Raw genomic sequence first — 26,728 nt, 5'->3', positions numbered from 1 at the left:
CACCTAACCTCGGTCCGGCGCACCGCGCCCTTTCAAGCAGACAGAAAGTGATGATCCAGAACACCGTCAAGATCACCCCAGAACTCATCGCCGCTCATGGTCTCAAGCCCGATGAATACCAGCACATTCTCGACTTGATCGGTCGCGAGCCGACCTTCACCGAGTTGGGCATCTTCTCCGCCATGTGGAACGAGCATTGCTCCTACAAGTCCTCAAAGAAATGGCTGAAAACCCTTCCCACAAAAGGGCCTCGCGTCATTCAGGGACCGGGTGAAAACGCCGGTGTCGTGGACATTGATGACGGCCAGACCGTTGTCTTCAAGATGGAGAGCCACAACCACCCCTCCTACATCGAGCCCTATCAGGGTGCGGCAACGGGTGTCGGCGGCATTTTGCGTGACGTGTTCACCATGGGTGCCCGCCCGGTTGCTGCCATGAACGCCCTGCGCTTTGGCGAGCCGGAGCACCCGCGCACCAAACATCTGGTGTCTGGTGTCGTTTCCGGTGTAGGCGGTTACGGCAACTCGTTCGGCGTACCAACGGTGGGCGGTGAAGTTGAGTTTCACAAGAGCTACAACGGTAACTGCCTGGTGAACGCCTTTGCGGCCGGCCTTGCAGACGCGGACAAGATCTTCCTCTCCGAAGCCAAGGGCGTTGGCCTGCCAGTGGTCTACCTCGGCGCAAAGACCGGACGTGACGGTGTTGGCGGCGCGACCATGGCTTCCGCCGAGTTCGACGACACCATTGAAGAAAAGCGTCCTACTGTTCAGGTTGGTGATCCATTTACTGAAAAGTGCTTGTTGGAAGCCTGCCTCGAGTTGATGCAGACAGGAGCCGTGATTGCCATTCAGGACATGGGCGCTGCGGGCCTGACATGCTCGGCAGTTGAAATGGGTGCCAAGGGCAATCTCGGAATCGAGCTTGATCTGGACCGTGTACCTGTGCGCGAAGAAAACATGAGTGCCTATGAGATGATGCTCTCCGAAAGTCAGGAGCGCATGCTTATGGTGCTTGAGCCATCCAAGGAAGATGTGGCGGAAGCCATCTTCAAGAAGTGGGGGCTGGACTTTGCCATTGTGGGTGTCACAACCGACACCAAACGCTTTGTGGTCAAGCACCACGGCGACGTGATGGCCGATCTGCCAATCAAGGAACTGGGCGACGAAGCACCGGAATATGATCGCCCATGGCTGCCTTGGCCGCAACCGGCACCAATTGCTGCATCCCGCATTGACGAGCCCTCCGACTATGGTCAGGCGCTGCTGCAACTGGTGTGCAGCCCCAATGGCTCCTCACGGCGCTGGGTCTATGAACAGTACGACACGTTGATTCAGGGCAACTCGGCCGCCACACCCGGCGGTGATGCTGGCGTAATCCGCGTGGAAGGCACCCAGAAGGGGCTTGCCTTTACCGTGGATGTGAACCCGCGCTACTGCTATGCCAATCCGTTTGAAGGCGGCAAGCAGGCCGTGGCCGAAACCTATCGCAATTTGTCTGCTGTGGGCGCCTTGCCACTGGCAACAACGGATAACCTCAACTTCGGCAACCCTGAAAAGCCCGAGATCATGGGCCAGTTTGTGGGATGTTTGAAGGGTATCGGCGAAGCCTGCGAATTGCTTGAGACACCGATCGTGTCCGGTAACGTATCGCTTTACAATGAAACCCATGGCGAAGGCATCTTGCCAACACCCGCCATTGGCGCCGTAGGCCTGCTCAAGGATGTATCCAAACGCGTGGGCAGCGCTTTTGTTGCGGAAGGTGACGCCATTGTTCTTCTTGGCGGTCAGGGCACCCATCTGGGGCAAAGCCAGTATCTGGCAGAAGTGTTTGGCCGGGAAGAAGGCGCTCCACCACCAGTGGATCTGCACAAGGAAAAACGCATCGGCACCTTCGTGCGTGACACCATCACGGCGGGCCGGATCACCGCTGCCCATGACATCTCCTCGGGCGGCTTGGCTGTGGCCCTGGCGGAAATGGCGATTTCCGGCGGGATGGGTGCAACGGTTAAGCTTGACCGGACGGATCTACATGCGAAGATGTTCGGTGAAGATCAGGCACGCTATGTGGTGACGCTTCGTCAAAAGGATCTGGCTGCTTTTGTGGAGGATGCATCCGATCTTGGCATCGAAGTGGAAGAACTGGGAACAACCGGCGGTTCGGATTTGATTTTTGAGAATGTGACCACCATATCGGTCGACAAGCTGTCACAGGCTCACGAAGCATGGTTCCCGACCTTCATGGCAAACGCCTGATTGAGCGAACCAGGGAAATTGGCACGCTCCCGGACACGACGCGACCGGGAGCACTCTAGTCAGGAGAGGAGGCGATCGCATGGCAATGGACGCGGGAGAAATTCAGAGCATGATAAAAGAGGCTCTGCCAGACGCCCATGTTGAAATTCGCGATCTCGCCGGTGACGGTGATCACTACGCCGCTGTGGTGATTTCCGAGAGCTTTCGGGGGAAGTCTCGGGTGCAGCAGCACCAGATGGTGTTCAAGGCCCTGAAGGGCCGCATGGGCGGCGAATTGCACGCTCTTGCCCTGCAGACATCCGCCCCGGAATAACGGTGGTTCCGTCTGTCGAAGCATGTGACAGACACGGCTTTATCCGTTAAAAGCCCTAGGCAGTCACCCATAATGACCATATCAGTCGCCAGGCTTTGACCCTGGACGGACGAAAGGACACATGAGTATGAGCGACATCAAGGCTTGGATCCAGAACGAGGTCGACAACAACGACGTTGTGGTTTTCATGAAAGGCACACCGTCGTTTCCCCAGTGCGGGTTCTCGGGCCAGGTAGTGCAGATCCTCGATTACATCGGCGTCAAGTACGTCGGCCATAACGTGCTGGAAGACGATGCGCTTCGTCAGGGCATCAAGGATTTTAGTGACTGGCCAACCATTCCGCAGCTTTATGTAAAGGGCGAGTTTGTTGGCGGTTGCGACATCGTGCGCGAAATGTTCCAATCTCAGGAACTCAAGGCTATGTTCAACGAAAAGGGCATCCAGACCGCACAGGACGCCTGAGTGAACGCGTAAGCCAGCAAGGTTTCCCGGCGGGCGGCAACTATCGCCCGTCGGTTTCATCGCAAGATGAATGCACCATGAACGGGAGATTCAGCCTCACGTCAGGCGAACACGGTTAAGGTGCAACCTGATCATGCAGCGCAGGCAACACGCGGCATGATCGGAACTGCAATCTTATTTTCCGGGGGCAAGGCCATGAAAAAGCTGGCATATCTGGTCATCTCCGCCCTGTTTCTCGTCGCGGGCGCCTTTTCTTTCCTCAACGCATCCCCCACCAACCTGCGCAAGGTTGAGTGCGAGCGGCTGACGGTGTTTACACCGCAGTTCACCATGAGCGCTGAAGACGTGTGCCGCTCTCACGGCGGGCTGGCAACGCAAGCGCGGACCACCGCACAGGAAAACCTCGTGATCCTGATGCGTGACAAGCCAATGGGCGGCTTTGCGGGCAAAGCCTATTACGCGAGCCAAGACTGATCGCGGCTGACCCTAGCGGCTTTCTGGCGTGCGGCGAGGTGCATCATCCGGCCGAACACGCAACCGCCCCCGCTTGTAGAGCGGCCCGCTGATGGGCTTCACCTCTACCGGCGGCTGATATTGTCCGTAGAGCGCGGTCGCGGCATCCGTCCCACCGGGACATGGCAATTGCTCCACCACTGCATAAAAGGACCGGGGCCAAACATTGGGCGGATGTTGTTCTGGATACGAACCACCACTCAACCGGGCCCCTTCGAACGGCACTTCCCACAGATCGGATTTTTCAAAACAACTGCCCCGTAAGTCCGTCGCATCCAGAATGACGGTTTCCAGACGCGCGCCCGTAAAATCAACGCCCCGCAGCGACCCCGCATAGAACGTGACGTTGCGCAGCTTGGCACCGCGAAACGAAGCGCGATTCAAAGTGGCCAGGGACAGGTCCACGTTTTCCAAAGTGGCACGGTTGAAATTCACGCCAGTCAGATCCGCACCGACAAAGCTGAGATTGCGAAAGGTCTGCCCTTCGAAGCGCCTCCCTGCCCATTGCACCCCATTGAGGTTTCGGCCCGCAATCTCTCCCCATGGCAGATCACCATTCACGGATGAACTCGGAAACCAGTCCTGAACGCTGGGCTTGACGTTTGCGCAGGCCGCAACAAGGACGCACAGAGCGAGCGCACATGCTCGCCTGCAGCCACTGGACCATCCCTGCCCGCGCGAATCATTCCCAGCTTGTGTCATGGCATCAGATTGCCCCAACGGCATCCGCGCGCAACGCCAAGACACAAGAAAGCTAGACCTTGTAAACAAGGATCTGGCTTACCTCTCAATAGTTTAGGGTCGTTTTTGCTAAGGCCGGCAGGTACCCGCCCTACTTCGTGCCCAGATCCAACAGGTTGGCCGTCATGGCCAGAGAGGCCGCGCAGGGCTCCTCCGCCTCCCCTTCGGCTGACCCGTCGGAGGTTGATGCTGGTCTCAGGTTCTCAAAGTCGAACAACTCGCCATCATGCAGGTGGGAGGGGCGCACATGGGCCAGCGACCGTGCCATGATCCCCAAACGGCCCGGCGTCTCACGCTCCCACTGCTGCAGCATCTTTTTCACTTCAACCCGCTGCAACCCGTCCTGTGAGCCGCAAAGGTTGCACGGAATGATGGGGAACGCCATGGCCTTGGCAAACTTCTCGATATCCGCTTCCGACGAATAGATGAGCGGCCGCAGCACCATCAGATCGCCGTCATCATTAACCAGTTTGGGCGGCATGGAGGCCATGCGTCCGCCGTGGAACAGGTTCATGAAAAACGTCTCCAGCGCATCATCCCGGTGATGCCCCAGCACGATCGCCTCGCAGCCCTGCTCGCGCGCGATGCGATAGAGAATGCCGCGGCGCAAACGCGAACACAAAGAGCAATAGGTGCGGTTCTCAGGGATCTTGTCCGTGACGATGGAATAGGTGTCTTCGCGCACGATGATGTTTGGAATCTGATGGCGCTCGAAAAACTCCGGCAAGATATGCTGGGGGAACCCGGGCTGGGACTGGTCCAGATTGCAGGCAATCAGATCCACCGGCAACAAGCCGCGCCATTTCAAATCCATCAGCACGGCAAGCAGCGTGTAGCTGTCCTTGCCACCGGACAGACAGATGAGCCACTTGGGCGGGGTCTCATTCGGGTCGCGGCCGACCATGGCGTAATCATCAATCGCCTGCCGGGTCTCGCGCAGCAACCGCTTGCGCAGCTTCTTGAACTCCACCGTGCTCGGCACCTGCCGAAACAGCGGATGGCATTCCGGGTCGGTAGCTGTGGTGACCGGGTCTGAGGCGGTAGGCAAGTGCGTGACGTCGTCCATGGATCTTCGGCTTTACGTTGGTTGGTCCGGGATCAAGCGCCCGATGACGGGCAGTAAACGCCGCGCAACATGCCCTCAGGCACAAGAAAAAACAAGCGTCAAAACGGGGCCCGGAAATGAAAAAGGCCGCCCGGAGAGGGCGGCCAGTAATCTCAAGCTGTCGCTGGCTATTAGCGGGAATAGAATTCCACAACCAGGTTTGGTTCCATCTGTACCGGGTATGGTACGTCAGAGAACGCCGGAACGCGGTTGAACGTTGCGGTCAGCTTGTTTCCATCAAGATCGATGTAGTCCGGCACATCACGCTCGTTGGACTGAACAGCTTCCAGAACCAGAGCCATCTGCTTGGACTTTTCGCGAACTTCGATTACGTCGCCTGGCTTGCACAGGTAGGAGCAAACGTTGACGCGCTTGCCGTTGACCTTGACATGACCGTGGCTGACGAACTGACGCGCTGCGAAAACGGTCGGTACGAACTTCGAACGATAAACGATAGCGTCGAGACGGCGCTCCAGCAGACCGATTAGGTTTTCGGAGGTATCGCCCTTCAGGCGAGACGCTTCAACATAAACCTTGTGGAACTGCTTTTCGGAGATGTTGCCGTAGTAACCCTTGAGCTTCTGCTTGGCGCGGAGCTGGACACCATAGTCAGACAGCTTGCCCTTGCGGCGCTGACCGTGCTGACCTGGGCCGTATTCACGACGGTTGGCAGGAGACTTGGGACGACCCCAGATGTTTTCGCCCATCCGGCGGTCAATTTTGTACTTGGCGCTATGGCGCTTAGACATCGCAGTTTCCTTTGCGTTGCTTAATTCATATTAAAGGAAACGCGCCCTCCTTTTTCACCCGAACCAACGGCTCGAGAGACTGACAGGTGTCACGGCAAGAAGCGCCTGCCGGACCCCGCGGGTGCGTAAAAATCAAGGCGGCACCGAAACGGCACCGCCAGATCAACGGGTTTCTATTGGAAACGCGGTCCTGAGTCAACGTGTTCAACCGCAGCAATCCGCGAAAAAGCGCAGGATTTGCCCTAAAGCTGGCCGTGGTCACCAATGAACGGTTGACGCCGCCACACCTCCACTTCGTAGAGCCGGTCTATCCGGTGCAGCCCACACCCTCGCAACAGCGCCTCAAGCTCGGCCAATTGGTGCGCCGACAACTTGCGCGGATGAACTTCCAGCACCAACAGCTCGACCCGGCTCAATGCCTCCCGATTGTCCTGAGCCCATTGCAGCTCCGCACCTTCAATGTCCACCACGAAGCAGGTAAAGGCCAACCCGTGCTGCTGCTCAAGAGCGCGAATGCTGTAGCCGGGTGCCTTGACCTGCGCCCGGCCGGGTTTGCCACACACAAGGCTACTGCTACCAACGGAAGGCGACAGATACACCCGCTCCTTCGCCCGCGAACTGACCACACCGTGAACGACGGCGAACCCCGCCCCGTTGGCGGCTCGATTGCGCGTGAGGACGGATATGGCCCGAGGATCCGCATCCAGCACCACATGCGCCTTGGGATTGCGCAGGCGTTTGTTGATGACACACGACACAACGCCCCAACCGCCACCCAACTCCAGAACCTGCGCATCCGCTGAAAGATACCGCGTGATCAGCCGGCGCTCGTTCCATTCATGCGCGCCCACCATAAAGCGGCCTCGATACTGGCGTGTGGTCAGCCCCTTTGGGATTTCAAAGCGCATGCCCTCGGTAACAAAGATCCCGCCCCGCAGATCAAACAACAGGCCAAGAAAACGCTCGACCCAACACAAGCTGATGTTGAAAGCTGCAGCCGCCCGGGTAAAGCGACTGAGAAACAGTGGAATGGATGTCATCAAAAGGCGCCCTGGCAAATTCTTGGCTCGACTCTGGGCCAGTTCACCAGCGTTTGAAACTCCCGAATTTCAGCGGGTTCAGATCCGATCCGGGCATCGGTAACGGCAAAACCCACCAAGAGTTGCAGTTGTCGCTGCACATCATCTCGTGGCGTCATCTCCACACCAAGGGAATCCCCCCATGCCGGAGAAAGTGCCCCATGCTCATCACCGCCCCTTACATGGCTCTCAGCCTGCTCGCAGCCTGCATTTATGGTGCGTACTACAGTTGGCGACCGGCCTCAGCCCTCAAGACCCTGCTGAAAACACTCTCCCTTGCGGTGGTCTGCGTGGCCGCCGCGTGGATGAATGCACCGTGGCTGCTCGTGGCCGCGCTGGCCGCTTCCAGCATTGGAGACGCGGCTCTGGCTGCGCCGGGCAATACCCGTTTTCTCGTCGGCCTTTGCAGCTTTGCCGTCGCCCACATCCTTTACATCATCCTGTTTTGGCACCTGATCGCCGAGTTCGACCTCACCCGTCTGGCCCTGACAGGTGGCGTGTTCGGGCTTCTGGCCGTTTCCACGGTATGGTGGCTCCTGCCATATACTGACGACTTGAAACTACCGGTGGCGGTCTACGTGCTGTTGATAGTGGCGATGGGTGTTTTGGCGACCCAGATTGGCGGCTGGGTGATGATTGGCGCCCTCGCCTTTGTCGCCTCGGACATCCTGCTCTCCCTGCAGTTGTTCCGTCTGCCAGAGCGTTCCAGCATTACCCTGCCAATATCAGTGGCGCTGTGGGCGCTGTACTACGGCGGGCAACTAGCCATCTTTCTGGCGTTGACCGTCGCCTGATCCGGCGACGGCCAGCTTGATTTGCCTTCAGCCTGAAACCTATTCAGCAGGCTGCGGAAACGGGGGGCGTTTTTCTGTCCACACGGTGGCGTCAACACCTTCGGCCAGATCGGGATGCTCGCTGATTTCAAAATGCGGCGACATGCCTGCCTTGACCTGCGCGAGGTAATCCTTGGTCAATACTACCACTTTGGGCGATAGCAACACGATTGCCACCAGATTGATTGTCGCCATTAACGCCATGGCCGCATCGGCCGCATTGAAAACGGTTTGAACCTTTTGCTGCGTTCCCCAGAACACCATGCCCAGCGCAGCAAGGCGCAAGACCGTGATGCCCGGCTTCCACCCATGCTCCAGATAAACCATGGCATTTTCTGCGTAGGAGTAATTGGCAACGATGGTGGTGAAGGCAAAGAACAGGATTGCAATCGCAATGAAGTAGGTTCCGAACGGTCCGATATGAGCCACTGCCGCGGCCTGTGTCAGCGCTGTACCCGTCAACTCGCTGTTGAACTGATAGATACCCGAAAGCAGGATCAAAAGAGCTGTCGCGGTGCACACGATGATGGTGTCGATGAAAACGCCCAGCGCCTGCACAAAGCCCTGACTGGCCGGATGATGCGGGTCGGGTACAGCCGAGGCGGCAATGTTGGGTGCCGACCCCATACCTGCCTCGTTGGAAAACAGGCCGCGCTTGATGCCGTTGAGCATGGCGGCCATGACACCACCGGTCACACCCCCAGCGGCTTGCTCCCACCCGAAGGCATGGGCGATGATGCTCCAAAGCATCTGCGGGATCTCGGTCACGTTCAACACCAGAACCACCAGTGTCATCAACACATACGCTCCAGCCATGAACGGCACAACCAGCTCTGCGAACCGTGAAATGGCGCGAATTCCGCCGAAGATCACCAGCCCGGCAGCCAGAACAAGCGCCACGCCCGTTATCCATTCCGGTAACGAGAAGGCGCTATCCATCGCCTCGGCAATGGAGTTGGACTGAACGGCGCTGAACACCAGACCAAACGAGAAAATGAGCACAATAGCAAAGATGTGGCCCATGAAGGGCGCCTTGAGGCCCACCGCCATGTAACGCGCCGGACCGCCGCGCAACTGGCCATCCTCGTCCACGTACTTGTAAAGCTGGGCCAGCGTACTTTCCACGTAGGAGGTCGCCATGCCCACCAACGCCACCATCCACATCCAGAAAATGGCGCCCGGCCCGCCCAGCGTCAGGGCGACAGCAACACCAGCGATGTTGCCCGTCCCCACACGAGACGCCAGACTGGTGCACAGAGCCTGAAACGGACTAATGCCACTCCGGTCCTCCGTCCGACTGGTCATCAGCACCTTGAAGCATTGTCCGAAATGCCGGAACTGCAAGAAGCGCAAGCGAATGGTGAAAAACAGGCCGACGGCGAGCAAGCCATAGACGAGGATGTAGTTCCAGAATATGCCATTGATGGAGTTGATAACAGTATCGATCAAACCCAGCTGTTCCTTTCAAACCGTATTCTTGTTGTTGGCGCTCGCGAGAAAAACGGGCGAAACGCAAGCGGGGTTTCACACCGTGCGTCACCACAACTTACGTTGCGGCATAACGCGGCATGAAGCAACCGCCGGAAGACTCAGGAAAAGGAAATAAAAGAAAACCAGCTGCCCTGATCAGGACAACGCTTCAAAATCAGGCTCGTTGAACACGTGCCCAGAAGAATACATAAACAAACAAGGGGCCGGATGAACCGCATTGCCAACGGGCAACACCCGATCAAGTTGGCGGGCAATGGCCGCAGACGGGTCGATCCACTCGACGGGCCACGGCGCGACCTCTTTCATCTCTCTTAGGAGGAACGGATAGTGTGTGCAAGCAAGGACAATGCAATCCGTGCGCTTGCCCTGATATTCCTTGAAACAGGGGTGTATTTGGTCCGCGAGCGCCGACATGTCCACAGACCGGCCTGCCAGCTTGTCTTCCGCTAGTTGTGCAATGCGCGTTGCACCAACCAGAGTCACGTCGACTCCCTTGGCAAAGGTGGCAATCAGGTCTCTCGTATAATCCCGCCGAACCGTACCGGGCGTTGCCAGAACAGACACCATGCCGCTTCGGGTCGCGGTAGCAGCCGGCTTGATGGCGGGCACCGTCCCCACGATGGGAAACGTAAACCGTGCCCGCAAACGCGGCAGCACCAAGGTGGAAGCCGTGTTGCACGCCACCACCAAGGCCGACGGCCTCCATTCGGTGGCGACACGAGCAATCAGCCTCTCGATATGCGCGGCCAATGCCTCTTCTTCCCAATCGCCATAGGGAAAGCCGAGATCATCCGCCAGATAAAGCAGGCCATCCTCAGGGCGATTGCGCCGAATATGGCGCAACACCGACAACCCGCCAATACCGCTGTCAAACACAAGAATGCGGCCCGGCATGTCGCACCGACCAACCGAAATCTTTTCTGGATCGACAGCAGGCATGGCCTTACTCACCCCTTGGCTTGGGGGGATACTTCTCAAAGGAAGCAATGACACCGCGCAGAATGCGCACTTCATTGTCAGTCAGATCAGCTTTCTGGAAGATATTACGCAGGCGGCGCACCGTAACCGGCTTCTTTTCCACCGGGCGGAAGAAACCGCGCGCATCCAGAGCGCCCTCCAGATGATCGAACATTCGCTGAATGGCTTCCTGCGAGGCTGGTTCGCCTTCCTGGTCCTCCAGCGTGAATGGCAAGGCTCCTGCCGTTGCCGTCCGGCGCCATTCATAGGCGCATACAAGAACAGCCTGAGCAATGTTCAACGAAGCGTAGGTCGGATCTACCGGCAGCGTGACAATCTTGTTGGCGAGCGCCACCTCATCATTGTTGAGCCCCCAACGTTCCCGGCCAAACATGTAGCCAGTGGCAAGGTCCGTCGCGCCGTAGCTTACCGCTTCGGCGGCAGCCTCATCCGGTCCGACAACCGGCTTGGGAATATCGCGGTTGCGGGCGGTCGTGGCGAACAGCATCTGCAAATCAGCCACCGCATCCTCAACCCGGTCGAACACACGGGCAGCGTCGATCACATGGTCTGCGCGGCTTGCAGCCGCTCGCGCCTTCTCACTGGGCCAATCATCTCGCGGATTGACGATGCGCAAGTCGCTCAGGCCGAAATTGGCCATGGCACGGGCAACCATGCCGATGTTTTCGCCCAATTGCGGCTCACACAGGATGATGGCCGGCGGAAGGGCGGGTTTAGGTGTGGGTTCCATCTCAGACATGCCGCTCAGATAGCCGATAGCCGACCCGTTTTCCAGCAAAAGCCGCGCCCCTGTTTATTTTTCAAGAACTGCGCGCAAGCAGGGTCGTGATCTCATTCTCGTCACCTCATCTCCTTAGAGTTGTATCAGTTTGCATATTATCGGAGTGCTAATAATATTGACGTAAGGTCATGAAAGATTGATCGGAGCGGCTCGGCACAATGACCCCGGCCGCCAGCAAGACACCAACCCGAAGCAACAGGAGGGTTTTTGATGACGCAGAACCAAGCAGGACACATGATGGCTCCCAGCATGACACAAATGGTGATCGACAAGTGGGGCCGGTTTCTGGCACTGGGCGTGCTTTTGGTAATCGGCGGCATGGTCGTGATTGCCATGCCTCTGGCCTCCTCCATCGCCATTGCATTGGTCATCGCCGCCGTGCTGGTCATCGGCGGGGCAATCCAGCTGTGGCATGCCTTCTCGGTCAAGGAGTGGAGCGGCTTCCTGTGGCAACTCATCACCGGCGTGATTGCCATCATCGGCGGCGGCGCTGTCTACTACAACCCGGCTTTCGGGACTGCTGCGCTCACATTGGTGCTGGCCGCCGTCTTCATCATCCAAGGGATTTCGCAGGTCATGTTCTCTTTGAAGCTCAAGCCGCATGATGGGTGGGGCTGGATTCTCACCGCTGGCACCATCTCGCTTCTTGCAGGCCTGTGCATCTTCTTCGAGTTTCCCCTGTCAGCCGCATGGGCATTGGGCCTGATCGTGGGTATTTCCATCATCTTCAACGGCTGGAGCTACATCGCGATCGCCCTAACGGCCAGGGCTGTATCGAAAGCCCAACAGACACCCGGCCATGCATGACGCATGACTATTGAACAAGAATCGGAGCCCGTTCCCCACCGGCTCCGATTTTTCCATTTTTGCCCCTCACCTAGGGTCAGTCGTTTCACGTAGACCTCAAAACGACGATTTTTCACAGGAATAGAGCAGTTTTCAGGGCAAGTTTGATCTCGCGCATGCTGTTCCGTGTTTTTCCATAGTGCTATACAACAGCTGTCCAAAGCGAGGATTTCCGACTGGCGCACGATTGCGCACACGTGTATACACGGAGCGAATTCGGGCCCAGAGCCAATCCATTTAAGTTCTAACACGAGGTCAAACCATCATGGCGAAGATCAAAGTTGCCAATCCGGTCGTCGAACTCGACGGCGACGAGATGACCCGCATCATCTGGCAGTTCATCAAAGACAAGCTGATCCATCCATATCTCGACATCGATCTGAAGTACTACGACCTCGGCATTGAATCTCGCGATGCGACCGACGACCAGATCACCGTCGATGCGGCGAACGCCATCAAGGAATACGGCGTTGGCGTCAAGTGCGCCACCATCACTCCAGATGAAGCCCGCGTTGAAGAGTTTGGCTTGAAGCGCATGTACCGCTCGCCAAACGGTACCATCCGTAACATCCTCGGCGGGGTCATCTTCCGTGAACCAATCATCATGAGCAACGTACCGCGTCTGGTGCCGGGCTGGACACAGCCGATCATCGTCGGCCGTCACGCCTTTGGTGACCAGTACCGCGCGACGGACTTCAGGTTCCCGGGCAAGGGCAAGCTCACCGTCAAGTTTGTTGGCGAAGATGGCACCGAAATCGAACACGAAGTGTTTGATGCACCGTCCGCCGGTGTGGCCATGGCCATGTATAACCTCGACGATTCCATCCGCGACTTTGCCCGCGCCTCCATGAACTACGCGCTGAACCGCAAGGTACCGTGCTACCTGTCCACCAAGAACACCATCTTGAAAGCCTATGACGGCCGCTTCAAGGACCTGTTCCAGGAAGTGTACGAAGCCGAGTTCAAGGACAAGTTCGAAGCTGCCAACATCTGGTACGAGCATCGCCTGATCGACGACATGGTGGCAGCCGCCATGAAGTGGTCCGGTGGCTATGTATGGGCCTGTAAGAACTATGACGGCGACGTCCAGTCCGACACCGTTGCACAGGGCTTTGGCTCTCTGGGTCTGATGACCTCCGTTCTTATGACCCCAGATGGCAAGACTGTTGAAGCGGAAGCCGCGCACGGCACGGTGACCCGCCACTTCCGTCAGCACCAGAAGGGTGAAGAAACCTCCACCAACTCCATCGCCTCCATCTTCGCGTGGACACGAGGTCTGGCCCACCGCGCCAAGCTGGACGACAACGCCGAGCTGAAAACCTTTGCCGAAACGTTGGAGCGCGTCTGCATCGAGACCGTGGAAAGCGGCCACATGACCAAGGATCTGGCCCTGCTGGTTGGTCCAGACCAGAAGTGGCTCACCACCACCGGCTTCCTGGACAAGGTCGACGAGAACCTTCAAAAGGCCATGGCTGCAAAGTAAGCCAGAGCTGAATCTGGTTGATTGACGATCAAGGGCGCTCCCGTCGGGGCGCCCTTTTTTGTTGGCAGAAGGCAACCGCCATGTAATCACCACAGACCGACCCCATTCCTACCAAAAACTGCAGCAATCAACGGCTACCACTTATGAGTTTAGAAGCGGAGAACGTTCATGCTGCGATGGGGCCTTGCAGCGTTTGGGGGACTTGCTGCAACACTGTACCTCACAAACGCGTCGTGGATCGCAGGTATTGGGAGCACAACCGAGGCGCACCTGATCGCCCACCGCGGTGTTCACCAGACCTATCACAGAGAAAATCTGGCAGACGACACGTGCACGGCCACGCGAATTGACCCACCCAAACACGGCTATCTGGAAAACACCATCGCCTCCATGAAGAAGGCAGTGGAACTGGGAGCTGATGTGGTGGAGATCGACATTCACCCCACTACCGACGGCAAGCTGGCCGTGTTCCATGACTGGACTTTGGAGTGCCGGAGTAATGGAAGCGGCGAAACCCGCAGCAAATCGATGAGCGAACTCAAGGCACTCGATATTGGTTGGGGCTATACGGCAGATGATGGCCAGAGCTTCCCATTTCGCGGCACAGGCACGGGCTTGATGCCAGATCTTACAGAAGTGTTCGACGCCCTGCCCGAGGCCAGATTCCTGATCAACTACAAATCCAAGCAGGCATTGGAAGCAGAACATTTTGTGGCGTTTCTCCAAGAACAACCAGAACGGCTTGATCAGGTTTGGGGTGTCTATGGCCACCCGGTACCAGTGAACTACACTCTGGCGCGCGTGCCAAACCTTCACAGCTTCACCAAGCAGCGGACCAAGCAATGCTTGAAGAAGTATTTCCTATTCGGCTGGTCAGGCTATGTACCAAGCCAATGCCGGGGAACGGTGATTGGCGTGCCCAGCGACTACACCTGGATGGTATGGGGCTGGCCAAACCGATTTGCAGCCCGCTTGAAGGCCCAAGGGTCCACGGTGATTGCCATGGGGCCGGTCGGTGACACGCAGGCGAGCGATGGTCTGGACAGCGAAGATGCCTTCCGCGCCCTTCAGCACTTCGACGGGTACATCTGGACCAACAAGATTGAAGTGCTTGGCCCGCTCAGCTTAAAGGGAAGAGACTGAAAACAGACCACCAGACGTTATTCATCCGGTCCGAGATCGGCAGCCGCTGCGCTGCCTTCGAAGGCGCGTTTGGCAATTTTGGTGGCAAGTTCCGGAGTTCGGCGCATCAGGTCCCGCAGGTCCTCAAGACGCAACACCAGCAGCTGGGAGGCCTCATTGGCATAGACGGAAGCCGTGCGCTCCCCATCCCCATGAGGCATCATCTCGCCGAAATACTGCCCCTCCTCCAGCCGGGTCTGCCCCTCAGGCGTAATGGCGACGACAGAACCCGCAGCAATGAGATAGAGCGCATCCGCCCTTTCTCCGCGCCGTACGATCTCTTCACCCTCGATGGCACTTTGAGACTTGAGAAGATGGGAGACCTCCTTGATCTCGATGGCGGACAGATCCTCAAACATGGGCACTTCGGCCACCATGGACCAGCTCACCACAAAATCGCGAGAGTTGATTTCACGCACGAACGCGGTCCCGACAATGCCCACCGGCAGCGCAAACAGGCAATACCCCGTGAGCATGACCACCGCCGCGACCACCTTTCCCAGCGCCGTGATCGGTACCACATCGCCATATCCCACCGTGGTCAACGTTGCGAACGCCCACCACATGGCATCGGGAATGGTGCCGAGCTTTTCCGGTTGGGCTTCATGCTCAACCACGTACATGGTCGTCGCCGCAACAAGGATAGTGCCCAGAATGATCACCAGACTGGCCATGATGGCCTTGCGCTCGGTAACCACCGCAGACACCAAGGATCGCATCGCGGGCGAATAGCGCACAATCTTCATGAACCGCAACAAGCGCAGTATGATGAACGCTTTCCAGGACGCATAGCCGAAAACCAACGCGATGAGGAACGGCAATACAGCCAGCAGATCAATGATGGACAGAGGTTGCATCATGTAGTGCAGGCGCGCCCGTATAGGGCTCATGCGGCGATACGGTGGATGCAAATCCGCAACCCACACCCGGCATCCATACTCGATGGCGAAGATCAGTCCGGCGCTCATGTCCAGCGTCATCAGGAGCACAGGCCACGACCGGCCAAACCACGGCTCGGTCTCCATCACCGCGAGCCCCACATTGACGAGGATCAGCGCAACGATCAGTTTGTTCAGGTGCCGCGCCACCGGGTTGGTAACGCTCTTTTTTTCCAGAACGTTATAGACTCTGCGTTTGAGCGACTGCGCCATGGGCCATCTTCTTCATCGTGCCAATTCTGATCCGGCTTATAACGCCAAACACCTACCAAAACAAAAAGGGAGAGGCATCAGCCCCTCCCCCTTCAATCACAATCTGCAAAAGGATCGTCTCAAGCGTTCTTCAGGGCAGCCTCGATGGCTTCGATTGCCGCATCAGCCTTGGAGCCATCCGGCCCACCTGCCTGCGCCATGTCCGGGCGACCGCCGCCGCCACGCCCACCAAGAGCCTCTGAGCCAAGACGCACCAGATCTACAGCGGACACCTTGTCCGTCAGATCGCTGGTGACACCCACCACAATAGCCGCCTTGCCGTCTTCAGCCACGTTGATGATGGTCACAACACCGCTGCCAAGGCTGGTCTTGCCTTCATCGGCCACACCCTTGAGGTCTTTCGGATTCATGCCTTCAACAACACGGGCCATCAACTTGAAGGCACCAACCTCGCGAACGCCGGAATCACCACCCGAGCCACCGCCCATGGCGAGCTTCTTCTTGGCTTCGGCCAGTTCACGCTCCAGCTTCTTGCGTTCGTCCAACAGCGCTTCAATGCGTGCAGGCACATCAGCCGCAGAGGTTTTCAAAAGCCCCGCTGCCTGACGCGCGATCTGATCCTGCTGGGCCAGATACTTGCGGGCTTCCGTTCCGGTCAAGGCCTCAACACGGCGCACACCGGCGGCCACGGCCCCTTCGGTTACCAGTGTCACAAGCCCAATATCGCCCGTGCGCTTGACGTGGGTACCACCGCACAGCTCCAGCGAATAGGGCTTGCCGGCCTTTTCGCCTTCCGTGGCTACACCCATGGAGACCACACGCACCTCGTCGCCATACTTTTCGCCAAACAGCGCCATGGCACCGGCTTCAATGGCTTCGTCAACTTCCATCAGGCGCGTTTCAACCGGCGCATTCTGAAGCACGATCTCGTTGGTCAGCCGCTCGATCTGTTTCAGTTCTTCGGGCGCCAGCGGCTTGGGATGCGAAAAGTCAAAGCGCAAACGCTCAGCCGTTACCAAAGAGCCCTTCTGGGCCACGTGGTCGCCAAGAACTTCGCGCAGCGCCTCATGTACCAGGTGAGTTGCCGAGTGGTTGGAGCGGATGGCCGTGCGGCGGCTGTGATCCACTTCAAGCTCAAGCGCATCGCCAGCCTTTACGCCGCCGTCCGTCACTTCTACCTGATGCACGAACAGCCCATCGGCCTTCTTCTGGGTATCCGTGACCGTAGCCTTGAAGCCCTCACCGATCATGAGGCCGATATCACCGACCTGACCACCGGATTCACCGTAGAACGGCGTCTGGTTCAGAACGATGAAACCGCTCTCGCCAGCCGTCAATCGTTCGACCTCTGCACCGTCCTTGACGAATGCCACGGCAACACCTTCCGCCTTCTCGGTTTCATAGCCAAGAAACTCCGTGGCGCCATGCTTTTCCTTCAAGGTGAACCAAACAGCATCCGTGGCCGCCTCGCCGGAACCGGACCATGCCGCACGCGCTTCCGCACGCTGGCGTTCCATGGCCTGATCAAAGCCCTCGGTATCCACGCTGATGTTGCGGTTGCGCAGCGCGTCCTGAGTCAAATCCAGCGGGAAGCCATAGGTATCATACAGCTTGAAGGCCGTTTCGCCGTCCAGACGGGACCCTTCACCCATGTCGGCAGTCGCATCATCCAAAAGGCCCAGCCCACGTTCAAGCGTCTTGATGAAGCGCTTTTCTTCAAGCTGCAGCGTTTCGGTGATCAGGCTTTCTGCTCGTACCAGTTCCGGATAGGCCTGCCCCATTTCACGCACCAGAGTCGGCACCATCTTGAAGATCATCGGATCGCGCGCACCAAGCAGGTTCGCATGACGCATGGCGCGGCGCATGATGCGGCGCAAGACATACCCACGGCCTTCATTGGACGGCAGAACGCCATCAGCAATCAGGAAAGCGGTCGAACGCAGGTGATCCGCAATGACGCGGTGACTCGCCTGACGATCCCCTTCCGCCTGAATGCCGGTGAGATTTTCAGAAGCACCAATCAGCGCGCGGAACAGGTCAATGTCGTAGTTGTCATGTACGCCCTGAAGCACCGCGGCAATACGCTCCAGCCCCATGCCCGTATCAATGGATGGACGTGGCAGATCGATCCGCTCATCAGCCAGCTGCTCATACTGCATGAACACCAGATTCCAGATCTCGATGAAGCGGTCGCCATCTTCTTCGGCAGAACCTGGAGGGCCTCCCCAGATGTGATCGCCATGATCGTAGAAGATCTCGGAGCATGGGCCACACGGACCGGTATCACCCATGGCCCAGAAGTTGTCCGAGGTCGAAATGCGGATGATCCGATCATCGGACAATCCGGCAATCTTCTTCCAGAAATCGTAGGCTTCCTGATCTTCCGAATAGACCGTCACCAGGAGGCGATCCTTCGGCAGACCGAATTCCTTGGTCACCAGCGTCCATGCATGCTCGATGGCCTGCTCCTTGAAGTAATCACCAAAGGAGAAGTTGCCCAGCATTTCAAAGAAGGTGTGGTGACGGGCGGTATAGCCAACATTGTCCAGATCGTTGTGTTTGCCGCCAGCACGCACACATTTCTGCGAGGACGTGGCGCGGACATAGTCCCGCTTTTCCAGCCCGGTAAAAACGTTCTTGAACGGCACCATACCCGCGTTCACAAACATCAGGGTTGGGTCATTGCGCGGGACAAGGGGACTCGACTGAACGACCTCATGCCCGTTTTTGGCAAAGTAGTCGAGGAAAGCCGACCTAATTTCGTTCACACCACTCATAGATCTAGATGTCCGTCTCTTCTCATCAGGTGAAGGCGCAGATACGCCGCCTTCCTTTATGAATTTAGGGGCCCAACGTCTTGCTAGAACGGCCCAATGCTTTGTTGCGGTTTTATCGATACATGAGGGAACTGTCTACGGATTAAGGCAAGCAAGCCGCATTCTCCCGCAGGAAACCCGCGCAAACACCGCTCTCCTGAGCCCTTTGACCTAGGCAGATTACTCAAAAAAGACGTGACGCAAGAGCACAGAATGGCAATCCGGCGCGATGAAAAGGGGATTCGCCCACTCTGCACCTCTCGTCCCCCAACAAAAAGGCCGGAGGCAAGCCCCCGGCATTTTTGCATCAGCGTGTACTTCAGAACGCTCTGGGATCAATCGTCGTTGCCAGCACCGGCTTCCGGGTCGGCAATGGCCTCGGCAATCAAGCCGGCATTCTGACGAATGGCCAGTTCAATCTCCTGAGCCATCTCCGGATTTTCCTTGAGGAAGTTCTTGCTGTTCTCGCGCCCCTGTCCCAAACGCTGGCTGTTATACGAGAACCAGGCACCAGACTTTTCGACCAAGCCACCCTTTACACCAAGGTCCAGCAACTCGCCGGTCTTGGAGATGCCTTCGCCGTAAACAATATCAAACTCCACCTGTTTGAATGGCGGTGCCAGCTTGTTCTTGACCACCTTGACACGGGTCTGGTTGCCAACAATCTCATCACGATCCTTGATGGACCCGATGCGGCGAATATCCAGACGCACGGAGGCGTAGAACTTCAAGGCATTACCACCCGTGGTGGTTTCCGGTGAACCAAACATCACGCCGATCTTCATACGGATCTGGTTGATGAAAATCACCATACAGTTAGAGCGAGAAATGGATGCGGTCAGCTTGCGCAGTGCCTGGCTCATCAGACGCGCCTGAAGACCGGGCAAGCTGTCGCCCATCTCGCCTTCCAGCTCCGCCTTGGGCGTTAGCGCTGCAACGGAGTCGATGACCAGAACATCAATCGCCCCGGAGCGCACCAGGGTGTCGGCAATTTCAAGCGCCTGCTCCCCAGCGTCCGGCTGAGAAATCAGGAGATCGTCAATGTTGACACCAAGCTTGCGGGCATAAACCGGGTCCAGCGCATGTTCCGCATCAACAAAGGCGCAGATACCGCCCTGCTTCTGCGCTTCGGCCACAGTATGCAGCGCCAGCGTTGTCTTACCGGACGATTCCGGACCATAGATTTCAACGATGCGGCCCTTGGGAAGACCGCCAATACCCAACGCGATATCAAGGCTCAATGACCCGGTAGAGACGGTCTGCACCTCAACCGCCTGACCTTGCCCCATGCGCATAATGGAGCCTTTACCGAAGGCCCGTTCAATTTGTGAAAGCGCTGCATCCAGCGCCTTGTTTTTATCCATCTGTGTGCCCTCGACAAGGCGGAGTGAAGTTTGTGACATGCGTACCCGTTCCTTATTTCATGACGGACCGACAGATTCAAAAGGTGAAATCTGTGTACTCTTTTTGTTCTCACAGTTCAACCACCATTAACCCGCTGATCTCCAACGGAATATCGGGGAAACGTTCTATAAGTGTTCTCCTTTGGAAAACGTGAAACGACCATTTAAACAGACTCTGGATACAGGAATCAGCACAGTTGCAAGGCTCATGGCACACTGCTACCACCTTGATATTCAACAGTTACAATGGTCGTGAAACGCATGTCCCATTCGACCCAGCTGGCCGTGATTGGCGCGATCCATGTGGACCGCATTGCCCATGCCGGACGCCCGATCGAGCCAGACACCTCCACTCCTGGAGAAATCTCTGGAAAACCCGGCGGAGTGGGGGCCAATATTGCCCGCGCACTGGCCCGCCTTGACTGTAGGCCCATTCTGATTGGACGGGTTGGCAATGATCCGGATGGACTTTGGGTGCGCGATCACCTGGCCGCCGTGGGTATCAATGTCAGCACGGTCGAAGTATGCGACGGCCTGCGCACCGGCTGTTATCTGGCGCTGCATCAACCGGATGGCAGCCTTCACGCCGCCATTTCTGACAGCGAAATCACCGGCACCCTGCCCCATCCGCAGGCGGATGCGCTGCCGGATGCTCTTGCTGCCTGTGGTATCTGGTTGGCAGAAAGCAACTTGCAGCCCGCCATGTTGGCGGCAATCGCCGCCGCAAAGGGCGAGCGACTGCTCGCTGCAGACACCGTTTCCAGCGCCAAGGCGCAGCGCCTGCTGCCCATTCTGGACAAGTTGGACGTTCTGTTCACCAACCGACTGGAAGCCGCCGCTCTTTTGGACCTGCCAGCCGACACGGCCGGCGTTGACATGGCCCGCGCGCTCCACGAACGCGGCTGCAAAACAATCGCCATTACCGATGGCAGCCACCCCTTGATCCTGTCGGACAACGGCCAGGAGCGCGTTATCACACCGCTACCTGCCAAGCCCAAGGATGTCACCGGGGCCGGTGATGCCTTCATAGCCGGATTTCTCAGCGCTTACAGCCACGGCTTGAGCGCCATTGAGGCAGCCTACCGCGGGTTGGCAGCCTCCGCGATCACTGTCGAAGCCACAGGGGCAGCGCCCGAAAGCCTGAGCCTCTCAGCCATCGAACAACGACTGAACAACCACTGATCCCGCAGCGGGGTTTGTTGAAGAGGTAGTTTGAAATGACCCAGAACAACAAGATCACAATCCATCACAGTGATGAAGTGGCGCAGGCACTGGCTGAGGGCAAGCCGGTTGTGGCGTTGGAATCCACCATCATCACCCACGGCATGCCTTACCCGCAGAACATCGAGACAGCGCGGGAAGTGGAAGCCATCATCCGCGAGAACGGCGCTGTTCCAGCAACGATCGCCGTTCTCAAAGGAGAATTGCATGTGGGCCTTTCCGACGCGCGTCTGGAAGAGCTGGCCAATGCCAAGGATGTAATGAAAGCATCGCGCGCGGACCTCAGCATCGCCCTGGCCATGGGCCGCAACGCTTCCACCACGGTGGCCGCGACCATGATGGCCGCCCACGCGGCCGGCATTCGCGTGTTCGCTACCGGCGGCATTGGGGGCGTGCATTTTGGTGCCGAAACCAGCTTCGACATTTCCGCAGACCTGGAAGAACTGGGGCGCACCCCGGTCTGCGTCGTTTCCGCCTTTGCCAAAGCCCTTCTCGACCTGCCCAAGACGCTGGAAGTTCTGGAGACCAAGGGCGTTCCGGTCATCGGTTATCAGTGCGACAAGCTCCCCGCCTTCTGGTCCCGCACCAGCGACATGGATACGCCATTCAGACTGGACGCACCGGAAGATGTGGCGGCCATGTTGCGCAATCGCGAAACCTTTGGCGATCAAGGCGGCGAACTGATCACCAACCCCGTGCCTGCCGAGGACGAAATTCCGGCACAGGAAATCAACGGCTTCATCCAGAAGGCTCTGGCCGAGGCCGAGCGCCAGCACATCAAGGGCAAGGACGTTACCCCCTTCATCCTGCAGCACATTTTTGAGCTGACCGAGGGACGAAGCCTTGCAACAAACATTGCGCTGGTGAAGAACAACGCCCGGCTGGCCTCTGCCATTGCCGTTTCTTATGCGGCCAAGGGCTAACCTCACCTGCAACCGAACGACCACAGTCCGCAGGCCACTTCCAGCGCCTGCGGGCGGTATCCCACCCCGGCAATTCTCTCGCCGGTCGCTCTCCATCAAATTTGACCCTGATCATACACATGAGTATATGATCTGGGAGCTCAAGCGTTGTCCGGTTGTGCCCACAAGGCAGACCGGCAACCCATCTGCAACCTTTCAGCAATGCGCTCTGGTGCTGCTCTGAGACTTTTCGCACCAGAACTACGGGACCAGTCAAATGCGGATCCTTGCTTTAGTCGCGCTCACAGTGGCGCTCGCCGCGTGTCAGTCCGGCGGCCCACGGGGCAGCAACCAGCCAGTTCTGCGGGCCGAGGCCGGCAGCCAGTCGATTACAGTCAGCGCCTCCCCCGAACAGGTGCGCCAAACCCTCAAGGCTAGCGCGGCAGAAAAAGGCACGCTCGTGATACAGGATGATCCCAACATGGTGATCATCGAAAACGTTCTGCGTCGCAAGAACCCTGTGCTGGATGAGGAATTCGGCCCCTCGAACAATGGCGACCGCGTGATCCGGGTGCGTGTGCGCTTTTCCGGCAGTCAGTGCAACACCTTCGTGGTGCAGGATCTGGCCTTGCTCAACAACGCCCATACGGCCCTTGAGCAATCCTACCAGTTGCCAGGTGACCCCAACACCATGCAGAGCCTCATCGGCCTGAAGAAGCGTGCAGAATCACAAGCTCAGTGCATCTGAGTTTGTATCAACAGCACATTTGAAAATGCGTTTCAAACCACCCGCGGCGGTTTCCCCTCGGGTGGTTTTTTCATGGCGCGTGGCGTCGCGCTCGTTCAGTCCTTCGCAGGCTCTGTGACCGACCCGGATGATGCAGCCTCAGTCAGTGCCAGAGTGCTGTAATCACCAACCATTTTGACAACAGCGTTCGGCTCCAGCTTGTCATGAAGGTCGATCAGGTCCTTGATGATGACGATCTTCTGCTTCATGTTCTCCAGCGCCTGACTTTCGCGCGCCAGCGCGGCACCATCCAGATCCGCCGCCCGCCGTTCACGCAAATCCTGAACCTTTTCCAGCAACAGCAGGGTTTCGGCTTCGATCTTGTCGTTGCTGATGCGCTTCGACTTCAACCATTCGCGATAATGCTCACGTATACCGTCCGCCACCTGTCCCAACTCATCCTTCACTGTGGTTTGCGAGGCGCTGTCCACCTTGGTCTCCAGCAAGTCGTTGATGGCAGCAAACAACTTGTCCCGCACTGTCTCGATCCGCTGTTGAAGCGCCGCACTGGGCTTCAATCGCGACGGCTGCGGGATCTCGACCTGCTGCTTGCCCGCATAGACCTGACGCAAAACCTCCGTAAACACGTCAACAAACACATCCGCAGCCTCAATGGCCTTGGGACTGTCCATGATTGTTGCCAGACGGATAGCGCCCTTCTGACTGACCACCCACGGCAAGGCACGGCTTCCGCCCCGTCCGGGTTTTGGGATCACTCCCAGTGATCTCAAGGCATCGCGTTCCTCTTCTGTAACTTCGAACGCATAACTGTGGGGGAACTTGTCCAGATTGTTCTTGATGTTCTGGGTGATCTGACGGGTTTCGACCTCAAACACCCGCGCCACATGAGCTGCCAACATGACATGTTGACCACGCAACTCGAATACATGAGGCCCATCAGCCTGCAGCTCTTCCTCAAGTTCTGGCGTGTCCACAGGTGTGTTTTTGGTCATCCGTCCCCCTCCCGGCTTTTTGAGATCACTCCCGATGATGTCAAAGCCGCCGAGAACATCCCGGCGGCTACAACGCCGCTCAAACCCGTTGCGAAGGGCCGTTTTCCAACACATCCTTCACGGTGGTTGCCAGCTGTTTCAAGGTAAATGGCTTGGGCAGAAAGGTGAACTTCTCATCTGCCGGCAGGTTCTTCTCAAAAGCATCCTCAGCATAACCCGAAACGAAAATGATCTTCAGGTCCGGCCGTGTCTTGCGCAGCTCGATCAACAGCGACGGCCCATCCATCTCCGGCATCACCACATCAGAAACCACAAGGTCAACGCCGCCGTCCGTTTCTTCCATGATCTCCAACGCTTCGGTACCGGACCCAGCCTCAAACACCTCGTAGCCCCGTGAGGACAACGCCCGTGCTGCAAAGGCCCGCACCGCTTCTTCATCTTCAACCAGCAAAATGGTGGCAGATCCGGTCAGATCCGTCGCAACCTGCTTTTCTTCCACCTTCGCTGTGACCACCGGCAATTCCGCCGTGACATGACGCGGCAAGAAGATGCGGAACGTGGTGCCTACATCCACTTCACTGGTGGCATAAACATAGCCGCCAGTCTGCTTGACAATGCCGTAGACGGTAGACAGGCCCAACCCCGTGCCCTTGCCCACATCCTTGGTGGAGAAGAACGGCTCGAAGATTTTGCCAAGTACCTCAGGCGGCATGCCGTGGCCATTGTCTTCCACCTCGATGAGCACATAATCGCCCATGGGCATCCCGCGCGTATCGTCAAACTCCTCGCTCTGATCTTCATTGACATTGCGGGTGCGAATGGTGACTTCCCCCCCTTGCGGCATGGCATCCCGCGCATTGACCACAAGGTTGACAATAACCTGCTCAAGCTGGTTCACATCCGCCATGACTGGCCAAAGATCGCGCCCATGCACCACATGCAGCTCGATCTTTTCGCCCACGAGCCGGTCCAGCAAAATGGTCAGATCTGCCAGAACATCCGTCAGCGCCAGTTCCTTGGGTCGCAGCGTCTGCCGGCGCGAGAACGCCAGCAACTGCCGCACCAGTCCGGCCGCTCGGTTGGCGTTCTGCTTGATGTTCATGATGTCCTGAAACGCCGGATCCGTTGGCCGATGGCTAGCCAGCAGCAAGTCAGAAAAGCCGATAATGGCCGTGAGCACGTTGTTGAAGTCATGCGCCACGCCGCCGGCCAACTGGCCAATGGCCTGCATCTTCTGACTTTGCGCGAACTGCGCTTCAAGCGCGCGCTGCTGTGTTGTTTCCAACACATAGACGACGGCCACTTCCTCATCCGCCTGCGCATCCAGAACGGCCGACACGTAACATGCGGCGGACCGACTGCCGTCACCCACACCCAAAACCACATCAACCGGAGGAATTTCTCCTTGCCCCTGCGCGGCGCGGCGCAGCGCATCTTCCAGATCCGCCCGTCCACTTTCATCAATAAAATCAACGAGGCGCGCCTTTTCGTTCAGGCCGTTTTCCTGTCCGAACAACCGAACAAACTGGGCGTTGGTGCGGCGAATCCGACCGGCCTTCTCAACTGAGGCAATAGCCACTGGCGTGTTGTTGAAGAACCGGGAGAATTTGACTTCAGCTGCGCGAACCGCTTCGGCGCTCTCCTCACCGGGAGAGCGATTGAGGACCAGCGTGCGACTGTCGCCCGCCTGACCTTCCGCGCCAAAAGGCACACGGTGCACAAGGCGCACCGGCAAGCCTGTGCCGTCCCGCGTGACCAGATCAATGTCAAAGGTTTCGGTCTTCACCTCCCCTTCATTGCCGCCAATGGCACGAACCAAAGCGGCACCATCACCGCGAATGATGTCTGCAAGGGTCAAACCACCGGCAACAAACTGAGTCAGATCGTAGTCGAGCCAATCCGCAAGCGTCGCATTCAAATAAACAATGCGACCGGCAGCATCACAGGACAGGAAACCGGCGGGGGCATGATCAAGGAAATTGATCACCCGCTGCAGTTCCTGAAACGACGTTTCCTGTTCTTTCCGGTCGCGGGAGATATCGGCAATTTGCCAGACGGTCAGGTTGGACGGAGTGGTGCCGTTCTTGTCGCCATATTGAAGGGGACGAACGCTGATACGATACCACCGCGACCCACCATCAATTCGCCCGATGGCTGCTGGCAAGCGCACTTCTTCCTGAGCCCGGCGATGATTCCGGACCGCTTTCGAAAGTCGGAATATGGCGTCTGCGGCCTCCGGATCAGCGGAAAACACGCGCTCCACCGTGCGCACATCACCGGGACTGACGGCCCCTGTCAGATCCGCATAGGCCTTGTTGGCATAAACGATGCGGCCCGTGTCATCCACGAGCACCGCACCTTCTTCAAGAGAATCCAGAAATGCTTCAGCCAGTGGATTGCCATCACGGCGCGAGGCAAATCGGATGAGGCCGATGGCGCCCGCAAAAAGCGAAAACACGCCCACAACCGCAAGAACACCGAGCAGACCAAGAATATATGGCTCTGCCTGTTCCCTGCTCATGACGGCAATAATGGCCGTTGCAGCTGCAAGCCCCAACGCCAGCAACATCAACATTCCGATGCTTCCACCGCCCCCACTGCGGTCAATGACAGGTTCCGGCGGGCGGGTATCGGTTTCTTTCATCCAATTCTCTCCACGGGCAGCCCCAATTACGAGCCCGGATTC

Annotated in this window: 23 protein-coding genes; 11 read left to right on the top strand and 12 right to left on the bottom strand. The window is 57.7% G+C overall.

Translation table 11 applies throughout. The features are described from left to right. Window positions 1-47 precede the first annotated feature (47 nt). The 4 genes from purL (at window position 48) to G512_RS19720 (ending at window position 3,502) form a co-directional block, all read left to right on the top strand. Window positions 48-2,252, top strand: coding sequence for a phosphoribosylformylglycinamidine synthase subunit PurL (gene purL / locus G512_RS0101915; RefSeq protein ID WP_028480235.1), 2,205 nt, complete (start codon window positions 48-50; stop codon window positions 2,250-2,252). Window positions 2,253-2,331: 79 nt separating this feature from the next. Next, the gene (locus G512_RS0101910; RefSeq protein ID WP_028480234.1) at window positions 2,332-2,565 is read left to right on the top strand and encodes a BolA family protein; all 234 of its coding nucleotides are present in this window, start codon (window positions 2,332-2,334) and stop codon (window positions 2,563-2,565) included. A 127-nt stretch (window positions 2,566-2,692) separates the two neighbouring features. Then, complete coding sequence (grxD, locus tag G512_RS0101905) at window positions 2,693-3,028, top strand: Grx4 family monothiol glutaredoxin (protein ID WP_028480233.1); 336 nt, start codon at window positions 2,693-2,695, stop codon at window positions 3,026-3,028. A 195-nt stretch (window positions 3,029-3,223) separates the two neighbouring features. After that, on the top strand, window positions 3,224-3,502 hold the full coding sequence (locus tag G512_RS19720; RefSeq protein WP_036488272.1) for a hypothetical protein: 279 nt from the start codon (window positions 3,224-3,226) through the stop codon (window positions 3,500-3,502). A 12-nt stretch (window positions 3,503-3,514) separates the two neighbouring features. Here G512_RS19720 and G512_RS21975 read toward each other — a convergent pair whose 3' ends face one another. The 4 genes from G512_RS21975 to G512_RS0101880 form a co-directional block, all read right to left on the bottom strand. Continuing rightward, window positions 3,515-4,243 carry a pentapeptide repeat-containing protein gene (locus G512_RS21975; protein WP_162143356.1) on the bottom strand — a complete coding sequence of 243 codons (729 nt, stop codon included), beginning with the start codon at window positions 4,241-4,243 and terminating at the stop codon, window positions 3,515-3,517. A 130-nt stretch (window positions 4,244-4,373) separates the two neighbouring features. Further along, window positions 4,374-5,348: a tRNA 2-thiocytidine(32) synthetase TtcA gene (ttcA, locus tag G512_RS0101890; RefSeq protein ID WP_036488004.1), complete on the bottom strand. Its 975-nt coding sequence runs from the start codon at window positions 5,346-5,348 to the stop codon at window positions 4,374-4,376. Between the two features lie 170 nt (window positions 5,349-5,518). Then, window positions 5,519-6,136, bottom strand: coding sequence for a 30S ribosomal protein S4 (gene rpsD, locus G512_RS0101885; protein ID WP_028480230.1), 618 nt, complete (start codon window positions 6,134-6,136; stop codon window positions 5,519-5,521). A 242-nt stretch (window positions 6,137-6,378) separates the two neighbouring features. Beyond that, window positions 6,379-7,176, bottom strand: coding sequence for a methyltransferase (locus G512_RS0101880; protein ID WP_028480229.1), 798 nt, complete (start codon window positions 7,174-7,176; stop codon window positions 6,379-6,381). 200 nt (window positions 7,177-7,376) lie between these two features. Between G512_RS0101880 and G512_RS0101870 the strand changes: the two genes are divergently transcribed. Continuing rightward, the gene (locus tag G512_RS0101870; protein WP_028480228.1) at window positions 7,377-8,009 is read left to right on the top strand and encodes a lysoplasmalogenase; all 633 of its coding nucleotides are present in this window, start codon (window positions 7,377-7,379) and stop codon (window positions 8,007-8,009) included. Window positions 8,010-8,048: 39 nt separating this feature from the next. Here the strand turns inward: G512_RS0101870 and G512_RS0101865 are convergent, their stop codons facing one another. The 3 genes from G512_RS0101865 to G512_RS0101855 all read right to left on the bottom strand — a co-directional run bounded on the left by G512_RS0101865 (window position 8,049) and on the right by G512_RS0101855 (window position 11,256). Then, window positions 8,049-9,494 carry an alanine/glycine:cation symporter family protein gene (locus tag G512_RS0101865; RefSeq protein WP_028480227.1) on the bottom strand — a complete coding sequence of 482 codons (1,446 nt, stop codon included), beginning with the start codon at window positions 9,492-9,494 and terminating at the stop codon, window positions 8,049-8,051. Between the two features lie 180 nt (window positions 9,495-9,674). Then, on the bottom strand, window positions 9,675-10,478 hold the full coding sequence (gene murI / locus G512_RS19710; RefSeq protein ID WP_051268749.1) for a glutamate racemase: 804 nt from the start codon (window positions 10,476-10,478) through the stop codon (window positions 9,675-9,677). A 4-nt stretch (window positions 10,479-10,482) separates the two neighbouring features. Then, window positions 10,483-11,256, bottom strand: coding sequence for an RNA methyltransferase (locus tag G512_RS0101855; RefSeq protein ID WP_028480226.1), 774 nt, complete (start codon window positions 11,254-11,256; stop codon window positions 10,483-10,485). Window positions 11,257-11,508: 252 nt separating this feature from the next. Between G512_RS0101855 and G512_RS19705 the strand changes: the two genes are divergently transcribed. The 3 genes from G512_RS19705 to G512_RS0101840 all read left to right on the top strand — a co-directional run bounded on the left by G512_RS19705 (window position 11,509) and on the right by G512_RS0101840 (window position 14,770). After that, window positions 11,509-12,105, top strand: coding sequence for an HdeD family acid-resistance protein (locus G512_RS19705; protein ID WP_228130460.1), 597 nt, complete (start codon window positions 11,509-11,511; stop codon window positions 12,103-12,105). 304 nt (window positions 12,106-12,409) lie between these two features. Beyond that, complete coding sequence (locus G512_RS0101845; RefSeq protein ID WP_028480225.1) at window positions 12,410-13,627, top strand: NADP-dependent isocitrate dehydrogenase; 1,218 nt, start codon at window positions 12,410-12,412, stop codon at window positions 13,625-13,627. A gap of 168 nt (window positions 13,628-13,795) precedes the next feature. After that, a complete protein-coding gene (locus G512_RS0101840; protein WP_028480224.1) occupies window positions 13,796-14,770 on the top strand; it encodes a glycerophosphodiester phosphodiesterase family protein in 975 nt (324 codons plus the stop codon). A gap of 17 nt (window positions 14,771-14,787) precedes the next feature. Here the strand turns inward: G512_RS0101840 and G512_RS19700 are convergent, their stop codons facing one another. From G512_RS19700 to recA, 3 genes are all read right to left on the bottom strand, one after another. Beyond that, entirely contained in the window at window positions 14,788-15,960 is a 1,173-nt protein-coding gene (locus G512_RS19700; protein ID WP_051268747.1) for a cyclic nucleotide-gated ion channel, read from the bottom strand. A gap of 119 nt (window positions 15,961-16,079) precedes the next feature. Next, window positions 16,080-18,737, bottom strand: a complete 2,658-nt coding sequence (gene alaS / locus G512_RS0101830; protein ID WP_028480223.1) for an alanine--tRNA ligase — start codon at window positions 18,735-18,737, stop codon at window positions 16,080-16,082. Between the two features lie 374 nt (window positions 18,738-19,111). After that, window positions 19,112-20,179 carry a recombinase RecA gene (gene recA / locus G512_RS0101825; protein WP_028480222.1) on the bottom strand — a complete coding sequence of 356 codons (1,068 nt, stop codon included), beginning with the start codon at window positions 20,177-20,179 and terminating at the stop codon, window positions 19,112-19,114. A 261-nt stretch (window positions 20,180-20,440) separates the two neighbouring features. Here recA and G512_RS0101820 point away from each other — a divergent pair, with 261 nt between their 5' ends. The 3 genes from G512_RS0101820 (at window position 20,441) to G512_RS0101810 (ending at window position 23,050) form a co-directional block, all read left to right on the top strand. Next, window positions 20,441-21,361, top strand: a complete 921-nt coding sequence (locus G512_RS0101820; RefSeq protein ID WP_028480221.1) for a carbohydrate kinase family protein — start codon at window positions 20,441-20,443, stop codon at window positions 21,359-21,361. 35 nt (window positions 21,362-21,396) lie between these two features. Continuing rightward, window positions 21,397-22,323, top strand: a complete 927-nt coding sequence (locus G512_RS0101815) for a pseudouridine-5'-phosphate glycosidase (protein WP_028480220.1) — start codon at window positions 21,397-21,399, stop codon at window positions 22,321-22,323. A gap of 256 nt (window positions 22,324-22,579) precedes the next feature. Beyond that, window positions 22,580-23,050: a hypothetical protein gene (locus G512_RS0101810; RefSeq protein WP_028480219.1), complete on the top strand. Its 471-nt coding sequence runs from the start codon at window positions 22,580-22,582 to the stop codon at window positions 23,048-23,050. A 95-nt stretch (window positions 23,051-23,145) separates the two neighbouring features. On the opposite strand, the gene G512_RS0101805 is transcribed toward G512_RS0101810, so the two are convergent. Further along, complete coding sequence (locus tag G512_RS0101805; protein ID WP_162143355.1) at window positions 23,146-24,042, bottom strand: ORF6N domain-containing protein; 897 nt, start codon at window positions 24,040-24,042, stop codon at window positions 23,146-23,148. A gap of 79 nt (window positions 24,043-24,121) precedes the next feature. Then, entirely contained in the window at window positions 24,122-26,686 is a 2,565-nt protein-coding gene (gene cckA / locus G512_RS0101800) for a cell cycle histidine kinase CckA (protein ID WP_028480217.1), read from the bottom strand. Window positions 26,687-26,728: the final 42 nt, after the last annotated feature.

Origin of the sequence: Pseudovibrio exalbescens DSM 16456, assembly GCF_000422785.1 — a bacterium.
Taxonomy (GTDB): Bacteria; Pseudomonadota; Alphaproteobacteria; order Rhizobiales; family Stappiaceae; genus Pseudovibrio; species Pseudovibrio exalbescens.
Note: the sequence above shows the minus strand (reverse complement) of the source record. Positions and strands in the feature narration are given on the sequence as shown.